Source organism: Kitasatospora sp. NPDC050543, from assembly GCF_044457565.1.
Taxonomy (GTDB): Bacteria; Actinomycetota; Actinomycetes; order Streptomycetales; family Streptomycetaceae; genus Kitasatospora.
The window spans coordinates 218,509-229,778 of record NZ_JBITGZ010000009.1; the positions used below are offsets into that span (position 1 = coordinate 218,509).

Below are 11,270 nucleotides of genomic sequence, written 5' to 3' on the forward strand. Positions count from 1 at the left end.
GGCTCAGACCCCGGCGGCGCGCAGACGGTGCGCATACGGGTGGATCCGCAGCACGGCGTCGGCGATCCGGCCCACCACCCGCTCGTCCATGTGCGACCAGAGCGGCAGCGTCAGCACGGACCCGGCCAGCCGGTCCGTGCGCGGCAGCGCGTGAGCCTGGCCGAGGTGCGCGTACGCCCGCTGGCGCTGCACCGGAGGGTGGAAGTAGCGGCGGGAGTCGATCCCCTCGGCCCCGAGCGCCCGGCCGAGCTCGGGCGCGCCGAGACCGAACACCTCCTCGTCCACGATGAGCGTGAGGTCCTTGAAGGTCGACACGTCACCGGCCTCCGGCAGGGCCGGCCGCAGCCCCGGCAGCCCCGCCACCCGCCGCGCGAAGTCCGTGGCCAGCGCCCCGCGGTGCGCCACCCGCTCGGGCAGCTCGGCCAGCCAGTTCAGGCCCACGGCGGCGTGCAGCTCGCTCATCCGGGCGTTCAGCCCGGGGAAGAGCGTGTCGTAGTCCCCCGGGTTCCCGTAGTCACGGGCGGTGCGCAGCCGCTCGGCGAGCGCGGCGTCCCTGGTCGCCACCAGGCCGCCCTCCCCGGCCACCGCGACCTTGGTCGGGCTCATCGAGAACACCTCGGCGAGCCCGAAGCCGCCCACCGGCACCCCGCGCCGGCGGCTGCCCAGGCCGTGCGCCGCGTCGTACACCAGCGGCACCCCGGCCTCGTCCGCCACCTCCTGGAGCCGCTCCACCTGGCAGGGCGTGCCGTAGACGTGGGTGGCCATCAGGGCGGCAGGGCGGTCGGCGGCGGCCAGCCGGGCCGCGGCGTCCTCCGGGTCCAGGGTGACGTCCTGCTCGCGGGCCTCGGCGAACACCGGGGTGCCGCCGGCCCAGTGCGCGGCGTGCGCGGTGGCCGAGAAGGTGAAGCCGGGCATCACCACCGGCCGCCCGCCGCCCACCCCGGCGGCCTGGAGGACGAGCATCAGGCCGGCCGTGCAGTTGGACACCGCCACCACGTGCGGCACGTCCAGCAGTTCGGCCGCCCTCAGCTCCAGTTCGGCGACGGTCGGCCCGTTGGTCAGCTGCCCGCTGTCCAGCACGGTGGCGAGCCGCTCCAGCAGCGCCCGGCGGTCCGGCACCCGGACCCGGGTGAGCGGCAGGCCGTCGGGGAAGGCGGGCGTACCGCCGAGAGCGGCGGGAAGGGCAAGGGTGTCGGTCGTCATGCGGGTGGTCCCCCCTGGGTCGGTGACACTCCGTCGGGCCCCCGGCCGCCGCTGCGGACGGGGTGGATTTCGGGTGGGGCCGGGCGCAGGCCCCACTGGCCGGGCGCCACCCGCCACAGCGGCGGACCCCGCCGGCGCCGGGCGCCGGGCCGGGCGCCGGCCGAGGCGGGCACCACCAGCAGCACCAGCACCAGCGGCAGCACCTGGACGCGCTCGCGCGAGAGGATGCCCATGTTGTTGATGGTCGAGAAGGCCCAGCAGAACAGCAGCGTGTACACGGTGGCGAAGGCGACGTACGAGCGCCGCACGAAGAGCCGGGGCAGCCGCCGCAGGCGCGGCCAGGCCCGGATGAACATCACCAGCAGCGCGAAGCACTCCACCGACTGCACCAGGTTCTGGATGTTGGACGCCTCGAACGGGAACGGCCGGAACAGCACGCTGACCACCGCGACCGGCAGCCGGGCCGGGTTGAGCGCGAACTGCGGCGCGGGATCCTCGGGCGCGGCCGCGCTGATCACCGAGTTGCCCTGTGAGGTACGTCGCGAGGTCTCCGAGAGCACCTGGTTGACGGCGTCACCGCCGGTGCCGTCGGTGCCGAAGAAGCTGGAGACCTGCTGGAGCATCAGCAGCGCCATCACGGCCAGCACCACGGCCGTCAGCACGGTCCGCAGCGGCCCCAGCGCGCTGACCCGGTGGGGCCGCCCGCGCAGCACGTAGGCGACCATGAGCCCGGCCCCGGCCAGCGCGGTGACGTGCGGGCGGACCATCGCGGTGCCCAGCGAGCCGAGCGCGATGCAGGCGAAGGCGCCGAAGCGGCGCTCCAGCAGCTTGGCCACCCCGTACGTGGTCAGGCCCAGGCAGAACATCATCCAGGCGTCCTTGCCGATGCTGGAGGGCCAGAACAGCAGCGAGGGCAGGAAGAAGACCAGCTTGGCGTAGCGTCGGGAGTCCGCCTCCGGGAAGGCGATCTGCACCGCCCGCCAGAACAGCAGCAGGCCCCAGAAGCCGAGCCAGGAGAACACCAGGAAGCCGCCGACCAGCGAGGGGCCGGTGATCGCGTAGACCACGCCGGTGATGATGACGACGAAGCCGGTGCCGGCCACCTTCATGCCCAGGTCGTACTGGAGGGTGCCGGACAGCAGGTCGGTGTGGTCTAGGTACTCGGCGAGCCGGCTGCCCCGCTGGTGGTACATCTTGGCGTCGGCCGCGCCGCCGTAGAGCACGAACGCCATCAGATACCGCGGGAAGGCGCAGAACAGCTTGAGCGCCATCGCCAGCATCAGCAGCCGGAAGACGTCCCGCTCCGGGTTGGCGGCCGCGATCCGGGCGAGCACCGGCGTGCCGACGGCCATCAGGGCGGGCAGGATCAGCAGTGCGCCCCAGGTGTCGTAGGAGGTGTGCACCATGGCGAGCACGAAAACGGTGACGTAGCCCGTCACCAGGGCGCCCGCCAGCGCCGACGGCCAGGGCACCCGCCCGGCCAGAGCGGCGACGCCCGTACGCGCCACCGCCGCGGCCATCAGAAGACCTCCAGGTCACCGAGGCCGAACCGCCAGGAGCCGAGGGTGAATCCGGCGGGCAGCGGGCCGGTGGGGGTACGGGCGACCAGCGTCATCCCGGTGCGCGGGGCGGTCAGGTAGCCGCTGCTCAGCGCCGCCCCGGCGGCCTCGGTGCCGGGGGAGAGGTGGGTGGCGACATGGTCGCAGCCGCTGCGGGCGGCCTCGCGCAGCAGGGCGGCGGCGCTCGCCCGGTCGCCGGGGCGCACCAGGACGTCGGCGAGGGTGAACTCGGTGAGCGGGCCGCGCCGCCGGGGCCGCCCGAAGGCCAGGCCGGTGAGCTCGCCGCCCCGGTGGGTGGTGAGCACCCGGTAGTCCAGGCCGGGCGCGTCGCCGTAGCGCCAGCGCAGGAAGGCCGGGGTGCGGTGGGTGCCGGGCCGGGGGTCGGCGGCGTCGGCGGCGGCCCGCTCGCGCAAGAGCTCGGCGAGCTGCCCGCCCTCGTCCGCGGGCTGCCCGGCGAACCAGTCGGCGGCGGTGGGCAGCGGGCAGGCCACCGGCCCGGCGGGCCGGGCGGCCGGGCGGCGGGCCAGCGCGGCCCGGGCGCCCCGGGCGAAGGCCGCCGGGCGGGCCGGCCGGATCGCCACCGGCAGCCGGCCCAGGTCGCGCCAGCCCATCCTCAGATAGCCCGGCAGGCTGTTGCCGTTGGGCGTGTTGAAGACCAGCTCGGCGTCCCCGGCGACCTGCTGGAGGAGATCGAGGGTGAGCCGGCGGAAGACGCCCCGGCCCCGGAAGTCCGGGTGGGTGGCGGTGTCCACCGGCCGGACGGCGCGTACGGTGCGCCCGCCCGCCGCGTCCAGCCACTCCCAGCGCAGGAACAGCCGCACCCCCGCAGGCCGGCCCTCCACGGTCTCGGCGAGCAGGCCGGGGCTGGCGCCGAAGGGGTTCAGCCGGTGCTTCCAGTCGAAGAACTCCGCGCTGCGGGTGCCGGTCGGCCCGCCCGCCAGCGAGGCGGTCAGCAGCTCCAGGACGGCCGGGGTGTCGGCCGGCGCGAGCGGGCGGACGGTCAGTTCGGCGGGGGCGGGCAGGGCGCTCACGTCCGGCTCGGTTCCCTTCTGGTGGTCGGGAGGTGCGGGTGGATCGGTGGCGCCGGGGTGTGTGCGCGGCGTGCGCGGGCCGCAGGGTGCTCGCGGGCCGGGCGGTGGGTGCGTCCGGCGTGGGGTCAGCGCCGCAGGACCTGCTCGTACACCGCCTCGACGGCCAGCTGGGCGCCCGCCACGTCGAAGCTCCTGGAGCGCTCGCGGGCCGCCGCGCCCAGGCGTGCGCGCAGGGCCGGGTCCCCGACCAGTCGGGCCAGCGCGCCGCCCAGGGCCGCCGGATCGCCGGGGGGCACCAGGTAGCCCTGCCCGGCGTCGTCCAGCACCTCGGGCATGCCGCCGACCCGGGTGACCACGGCGGGCAGGCCGCTGGTCATCGCCTCCATCAGGGCCACCGGCAGGCCCTCCTGGCGGGAGCTGAGCGTGAAGACGTCCAGGCCCGGCAGCAGCGCGGGAACGTCCGGCCGGGAGCCGGCGAACACCACGTCCGGCAGGCCGAGTTCGGCGGCCCTCGCGCGCAGCCTGGCGTCCAGCGGGCCGGCGCCGATCAGCACCAGCCGGGCCAGCGGGTGGCTGCGGCGCAGGCCGGCGTACGCGGTGAGCAGGGTGTCCTGGTCCTTCTTGGGGGTGAGGTTGCCGACCGTCCCGATCACGACGGCGTCGGCGGGCAGGCCGAGCTCCGCCCGGGCCCTGGCCCGCGCGCCGGGCCCGCTCGGCGCGCCGGACAGGTCGGGCCCGTGGTGCACCACGTGCAGCCAGTCGCCCGGGCGCCGGCGCCCGGGCGGGATGGTGCGCCCGACGGCGTGCGAGACGGCGATCACGGCGTCGTTGCGGCGGTACGTCAGAGCGTTGGCCCAGCGGGTGGCGGCCCGATAGCGCTCCCAGACGTTGTGCTCGGTGTGCACCAGCCGGGGCCTGCGGGCATGCCCGGGGGCCAGCAGCCTGGCCGCGACGGCGGGCACCGGCATGTGGGTGTGCACCAGGCCGTAGCGGCGCTCGGCGAGCAGCCGGCGCAGCCGCCAGGGCCAGCGCGGGTCGGCCCGGCTGGCCGGGCCCCGGGAGGCCGGGGTGCCGGGCGGGCCGCCCAGGCAGTGCACCCGGATGCCCGCCGCCTCCAGCGCCGGCGCCAGCGCGTCCTTCCACGGCAGGACGTACGCGACCTCGATCTCGTAGCGTGAAGTGTCGGCGTGGCGGGCGCAGTTGACCAGCAGCTGTTCGGCGCCGCCGCGGCCGAGGCCCTTGGCCAGCCAGAGCACCCGGGTGCGCGCGGTCACCGCTCGTCCCCCTCGCGCAGGGCCGCCATGGGTGCGCCGTCCGGGCGGGGGTCGGCGTGGCGGGGGTCGGCGTTGCCGGGCTTCTCTTCGCGGGGCTGCCCTTCGCCGGGGTCCGCGTCGCCGGGCTTCGCGTCGCGTTCGAGGGCTTCGTCGCGGCGGGCCCGGCTGGGCGCTGCCCGGCCCGGGCCCGGCAGCGCCGGGGCGGCCGCCCCGGGCAGGGCGGCGGCCGGGCGGGCCCGGCCCCGGCCGAGCGCGGCGGGCAGGCCGGGGCGGGAGCCGCCGCGGCGCCGGCGCCCGGAGGGGCCGAGCGAGCCGAGCAGCGCCACCCCGGCCACCGGCACCCCGGTCCGCGCGAGCAACTCGCTGACCCGGTCCGCCTGTTCCGGGGTCACATTGCCCGCCCTGACGGTGACCAGCACCGCGTCGGCGTGCTGGACCAGGTCGTACGCGTCGTTGGCGTGCAGCAGCGGCGAGGTGTCGATCAGGATCAGGTCGGCGTACCGGCGCGCCCGGCGCAGCACCTCGCCGGCCCGCAGCACCAGCGCGGCCGGGTACGCGGTGGTGTTGCCGCCCGTGATCAGGCGTACGCCCGGCACGCCGGTGGGCCTGATCAGCTCGTCCGGCTCGCCGAGCTGTTCGCCGCTGAGCAGCTCGGCCATACCGGGGCCGCCGCCGAGGCCGAACGGCGCGTGCGCCTGCGGGTGGCGGAAGTCGCAGTCCAGCACCAGCACTTCGAGCCCGGTCTCGGCCAGCGCGGCCGCCAGGTTGGCCACCGTGGTGGTGCGGCCGTCCTGACTGCGGGCGGCCGCCACCAGTACGACGGCGCCCTCCTCCCCGGCGGGCCGCCGGGCGGCCGGCTCGGCGCGTTCGGGCCGCCCGGCACCGGCCGCCGGCAGGGCCAGTGCGGCGGGGCCGGTCAGCAGCAGGGTCGAGCGCAGCGAGCGGTAGGCCTCGGCGGCCGGGTCGGAGGGCCGGGCGACCACCAGCGGCTCGCGCAGCCGGCGCCGGCTGCGTGAGAGCTGCGGGATCTCGCCGATCACCGGCAGGTTGAAGGCCTCCTCCACGCCGTTGCGGGTGCGCAGCCGGGTGTCCATCCGGCTGAGCATCAGCGCGGCGACCACCCCGAGCGAGAGCCCGAGGCCCACCGCGAGGGCCAGGCGCATGCTCCGGCTGGGCGAGGTGAGCAGGTTGCCGCCGGCCTCCCTGGCGTCGATGCTGCCCCACTGCTGGATCGCGTCGGTCTGCGCGTAGTTCTGGAGCTTGCTGATCTCGCCGAGGGTGGAGGTGAGCGCGTTGAGCGAGGCCGTGAGCTTCGGCTGGAGCTTGGGCTGGTCGGCGGCGGAGGCGCGGCTGAACTGCTGCTGGAGCTGGTCGACCTGGGCCTGCTGGGTGGCGGCCTGGGCCTCCAGCCGTTTGATCGACTCGCCGGCGCTCCTGGCGGACTCCTCGCTGTAGCCCTTGACGGTGGCGGTGGCGAAGGCCGCGGCGAGGTCGGCGCAGGACTGCTGGGTGGGGCCGGTGGTGGTGAACACCAGCATCTCGGTGCTGACGGCGGCCACCGTACGGCGGGCCAGCAGGCCGGGGATGTCGGTGATCGCGAGCTGCTTGGCGACGGCGGTGGCGACGTCCGAACCCGAGGCGAAGGAGAGCACCTGGTCGGCCCGGACGGTGTCGGCGGCCCCTGCGACCGGCGTTATGGCCACCTTGCACTGCCACTTGGCGTTGTCCACGGTGTTGCCGGCCGGGGTGAGCACCCAGCCGACGGCGAGCGCGGCGAGCGTGCAGCCGACGAGCAGCCGCCAGTACCTGCGCAGGACGGTGAAGTGGTTTGCCGGTTCCACCGGTTGCTTCCCCTCGCGTTCGTGGTGCCGTGCTGCCGTGGAACTCCGGGGCGCCGGCCGCGCGTTCGCAGGCGGCCGGCTGACCGGTACGGTGCGGTGTCCCGGTGCTGTACGGCGTCCGGCTGCGGTGTGGCGCTCCGCCGCGGTCCGGCGGTCCGGTCCGGCGCCGGGCGCTGCCGGGTCGGTGCGCCGCCGGGTCGCCGGCGCGGCGGGTCAACGGACCGGGCCCGGTGGCCCGTTGATGGCCCGCGTACGGTGATCACTAGGCTGATGTCGCAACTCGGCCCCCCTGACGGCGCTGCCCTCCCCGGCCCGCGGCCCACGGCGGCCCTGGGCGGCGCTCCCCGCCGGCCCGAGCACGGCGGCCCCGCTTCCCGCCCGCGCCGCGCCGCCGGTCGGCCCGCCCCCATCGGCCTCCTGGTCCCTCAGCGATGCTTGCCCCCCGCGAGGTGCGGCGCAACCGCTTTGGCGATTCTGGGCGGCGTGTTGTGGCGTCGGCCGCCTCGGGCGGGGCCGGCCGCCGAGGCGCGTGGTGGCCGAAACCGGTGCCCGCGGGCCGCCGCCCGGCCGCTGCTCCGGCGCCGCCCGGTGCGCCGCCCGGCCGGACCCGGGTCGGCCCGGGTCGGCCCGGCTCGGGCCCGCTCAAGCCCCGTTCGGGCCCAGTTCAAGCCCGGCGCAGCCGCAGCGACCGCTCGTAGAACTCGACCATCTGGCCGGTGACATGATGCAGCGTGAAGCAGGTCAGGAAGCGCGCGCGGGCCGACTTGGCGCGGACCCCGGCGGCCGCCCGGTCGTCGAGCGTCTCGGCCAGCGCCGCCGCGAGCTCCTCGGGGCGCTCGGGCGTCACCAGGCGGGCATAGTCCTCCGAGCCGACCGTCTCGCGCAGCGCCGGCACGTCCGCGCAGACCAGCGGCACACCCACGCCCATCGCCTCCATCGCGGCGCTGCCCAGGCCCTCCCAGCGCGAGGGCACGGCGAAGGCGTCGGCGCAGGCCATCAGGTCGAAGACGTCCCCGCGCGCGCCGAGGAAGCGCACGTTCCCGGCCCGAGCGGCGAGCGCCCGCAGCCGCTCGGTCTCCGCCCCCTCGCTGCCGGCCAGCAGCAGCACCGCCTCGGGTGCGCCGCGCAGCACCCGAGGCCAGGCCTCCAGCAGCACGTCCAGGCCCTTCTGGTACTGCTGGCGGGCTGCCGCCAGCACCACCGGCACGTCCTCGTCGATGCCCAGCGCGGCCCGCACCTCGGCCCGCCGGGCGGGCGAGACGGTGCCCAGCAGCTCGGGGTCGCGCCCGCGCGGGACGACGTCGATCCGGTCCGGTGAGATCCGCAGCCGCCGGGCCATCGCCCCGGCCACGTGCCGGGTCAGCGCGTGGAAGCGGCGGGTGCCCTGCGCGGTCGCCGCGTCCACCGCCTGGGCGGCCCGCACCTTCCACGGGCTGAGGCCGCGGGCGTGCAGGTGCTCCGGGCCGTACGCGGAGTTGACCAGGCTGGAGACCACCGGGGTGCGGGCCGCCAGCGCGGCCGCGCGGCCCAGCACGTCCGATTCGTACAGGGTGGTGTGCACGAGGTCGGGGCGGCGCCGGCCGATCAGGCGGCGCAGGGCGTCGGCGGTGCGCCCCCGGCCGGCATGATGCACCCCGAACACCTCCGCGCCGGCGGCGGTCAGCTCGGGCTGGAAGCCGCCGGGCGACTCCCTGAGGTACGCGACGTCCAGCCGCACCCCCGAGCGCACCAGCTGCGGGGCCATCGCCACCAGACCCTGCTCGGCGCCGCCGACCCGGCTCACGCTGTCGATCACATAGAGCACATGCACGAGCCAACCCCCCGGCCATCCGGGGCGCGGCCGGCCTCCCGTGCCGGCTGGCGCCCTGACTGCCGATCAGCATCGCAGGTGCGGCACGCCGACCGCCAGGTGTTCGAACCGTCGGAGGGTGCCGTGGGGCCGGCGTGGGGCGGGGGCGCATTCCGGGCGCCCGTCTCATAGGCGGGCGCTCGGCGCGCGACCGTGCGCGGTACGGGCGCCCCGGGCGGCCTCGCCGAACGGGCGGTACGGTCGCGCGGCCTGTGCCAGGGTCGGTGCCATGCCAGACGAAGCGTCAGCAACGCCGGCCGGACGCCGCCCCCGGGTCCTGCACGTCATCACCGACCCGCGCCGCCGTGGCGCCCAGAACCTCGCCCGGGACCTGGACGGCGAACTGCGCCACCGTGGACAGGCCAGCGACCTGCGCGCCCTCGCCCCGCACCCCGACGCCCGGCCCGACGCGCCCGACACCGTACGCACCGCCGTGCTCGGCCCGTCCCGGCTGCACCCCGGCACCCTGCGCGCCCTGCGCGGCGCGGCCCGCGGCTTCGACGTGGTGCTCGCGCACGGCTCCAGCACCCTGCCCGCCTGCGCCCTCGCCCTGGCCGGCACCCGCACGCCCTTCGTCTACGCCAGCATCGGCGACCCCCGGCACTGGACGGCGAGCCTGCCGCGCCGGCTGCGGACCGGCGCGCTGCTGCACCGCGCGGCGGCCGTCACCGCCCTGTCCGAGGACGCCCGCGCCGTCCTGCTGGAACGCTTCCGGCTGCCCGCCGCACGGGTGCGCACCATCCCCAACGGCCGCTCGGCCGAGCGGTACCCGCCCGCCGTGGACGCCGCCGACCGCCGGGCCGCCCGCGGCGCGCTCGGGCTGCCCGCGGACGGGCTGCTGGTCGCCTGGCTCGGCGCGCTCGCCCCGGAGAAGCGGCCGGATCTCGCCCTCGACGCGATCGGGTACCTGCCCGACGTCCGGCTGGCGGTGGCCGGCGACGGCCCGCGGCGCGCCGCGCTGGAGCGGCACGGGGCGGCCGCCCGCACCCACTTCCTCGGCACCCTCGCCGACCCGGCCCCGCTCTACCGGGCCGCCGACGCCGTCCTGCTGACCAGCGACAGCGAGGGCGTGCCCGGCGTGCTGATCGAGGCCGGCCTGGCGGCCCTGCCCGCCGTCGCGACCGACGTCGGCTGGGTGAACGCCGTCGTCCGGGACGGCGTCACCGGCGCGCTCGTCCCGCCCGGGGACGCGTCCGCGCTGGCCGAGGCGCTGGCCGAGGTGCTGGCAGGCCCGCGCGCCCGCCTCGGCGCCGCGGCCCGGGAGCACACGCTGGCCCGCTTCGAGCTGGGCGTGGTCGCCGACGCCTGGCAGCACCTGCTGGCCGAGGTGGCCCGTGGCCCGCGCCGCGGCCCGGTGCTGACGGCGCAACGGAATCCGTCCGCCCCATAGGCACCGGCCGCCGCCCGGGCGCATACTGACCCGCGCGGTCCGCACCCGCACGCCACGGCCATCGGGGCCCGGCCCGGGCCGGCCGCGGACGGGGAGAGGCAGGCCGCTATGGCGCTTGTCGTGGGCCTGGTGGCCCTTGTCCTGCTCTGGCTGGCCACCGGCGTCCGGGTGGTGCAGCAGTACGAACGCGGGGTGGTCTTCCGGCTCGGCCGGGTCCACCGGCAGGTCCGCCAGCCCGGGCCGACGCTGCTGGTGCCGCTGGTGGACCGGATGCGCAAGGTGAACGTCCAGGTGATCACCATGCCCGTCCCCGCGCAGGAGGGCATCACCCGTGACAACGTCTCGGTACGGGTCGACGCCGTCGTCTACTTCCGGGTGGTCGACCCGGTGCTGGCCACCGTCGACGTGCAGAACTACGGCTTCGCGATGTCGCAGGTCGCGCAGACCTCGCTGCGCTCGATCATCGGCAAGAGCGAGCTGGACGACCTGCTCTCGGGCCGGGAGAACCTGCACCGCGGCCTGGAGCTGATGCTGGAGAGCCCGGCGGTCGGCTGGGGCGTGCACATCGACCGGGTGGAGATCAAGGACGTCGCGCTGCCCGACTCGATGAAGCGCTCGATGGCTCGCCAGGCCGAGGCCGACCGGGAGCGGCGGGCCCGCATCATCACCGCCGACGGTGAGTTCCAGGCGGCCGCCAAGCTCTCCGAGGCGGCGGCCATGATGGAGGGCACGCCCTCGGCGATGCAGCTGCGGCTGCTGCAGACCGTGGTCGAGGTCGCGGCGGAGAAGAACTCCACCCTGGTGCTGCCGTTCCCGGTGGAGCTGCTGCGCTTCTTCGACGGCGCGGCCGGGTCCGCCCCGGCCACCCGGGTGGCGCCGGCCGAGCCCGCCACCCCACCGGCGGAGCCGGCCACCCCCGCGGAGCCGGTCACCACCGCACCGGCGGTGGTCCCGCCTCCGCGCCCCGCGCACGCCCCGGAGGGCAAGCACCTCGGCTGAGCCTCAGCCCGCCTCGCGCCCGGCCCGCACCGCCTCGCGCCCGGCCCGCACCGCCTCGCGCCCGGCCCGCACCGCCTCGCGCCCGGCCCGCACCGCCTCGCGCCCGGCCCGCACCGCCTCGCGC

General features: G+C 77.0%; 8 protein-coding genes. 2 read left to right on the forward strand and 6 right to left on the reverse strand.

Going from position 1 to position 11,270, the window contains the following annotated elements; all coding sequences use genetic code 11:
* Positions 1-3: 3 nt before the first annotated feature.
* From ACIBH3_RS14545 to ACIBH3_RS14570, 6 genes are all read right to left on the reverse strand, one after another.
* Positions 4-1,203: a DegT/DnrJ/EryC1/StrS family aminotransferase gene (locus ACIBH3_RS14545; protein ID WP_396312282.1), complete on the reverse strand. Its 1,200-nt coding sequence runs from the start codon at positions 1,201-1,203 to the stop codon at positions 4-6.
* Entirely contained in the window at positions 1,200-2,723 is a 1,524-nt protein-coding gene (locus ACIBH3_RS14550) for a hypothetical protein (RefSeq protein WP_396312283.1), read from the reverse strand. The genes ACIBH3_RS14545 and ACIBH3_RS14550 overlap by 4 nt, the downstream gene beginning before the upstream one ends.
* Entirely contained in the window at positions 2,723-3,793 is a 1,071-nt protein-coding gene (locus ACIBH3_RS14555) for a GNAT family N-acetyltransferase (RefSeq protein WP_396312284.1), read from the reverse strand. Before ACIBH3_RS14555 ends, ACIBH3_RS14550 begins: the two co-directional genes overlap by 1 nt.
* Before the next feature lie 125 nt (positions 3,794-3,918).
* Complete coding sequence (locus ACIBH3_RS14560) at positions 3,919-5,067, reverse strand: glycosyltransferase (RefSeq protein WP_396312285.1); 1,149 nt, start codon at positions 5,065-5,067, stop codon at positions 3,919-3,921.
* Positions 5,064-6,908 (reverse strand): tyrosine-protein kinase family protein, encoded by a 1,845-nt coding sequence (locus tag ACIBH3_RS14565; protein ID WP_396312286.1) that lies wholly within the window; start codon positions 6,906-6,908, stop codon positions 5,064-5,066. Before ACIBH3_RS14565 ends, ACIBH3_RS14560 begins: the two co-directional genes overlap by 4 nt.
* Positions 6,909-7,572: 664 nt before the next feature.
* Positions 7,573-8,718, reverse strand: a complete 1,146-nt coding sequence (locus ACIBH3_RS14570) for a glycosyltransferase family 4 protein (RefSeq protein WP_396312287.1) — start codon at positions 8,716-8,718, stop codon at positions 7,573-7,575.
* 268 nt (positions 8,719-8,986) lie between these two features.
* On the opposite strand from ACIBH3_RS14570, the gene ACIBH3_RS14575 reads away from it, so the two are divergent.
* On the forward strand, positions 8,987-10,147 hold the full coding sequence (locus ACIBH3_RS14575; protein WP_396312288.1) for a glycosyltransferase family 4 protein: 1,161 nt from the start codon (positions 8,987-8,989) through the stop codon (positions 10,145-10,147).
* Between the two features lie 108 nt (positions 10,148-10,255).
* Complete coding sequence (locus tag ACIBH3_RS14580; RefSeq protein WP_396312289.1) at positions 10,256-11,146, forward strand: slipin family protein; 891 nt, start codon at positions 10,256-10,258, stop codon at positions 11,144-11,146.
* The last annotated feature ends 124 nt before the right edge of the window (positions 11,147-11,270 follow it).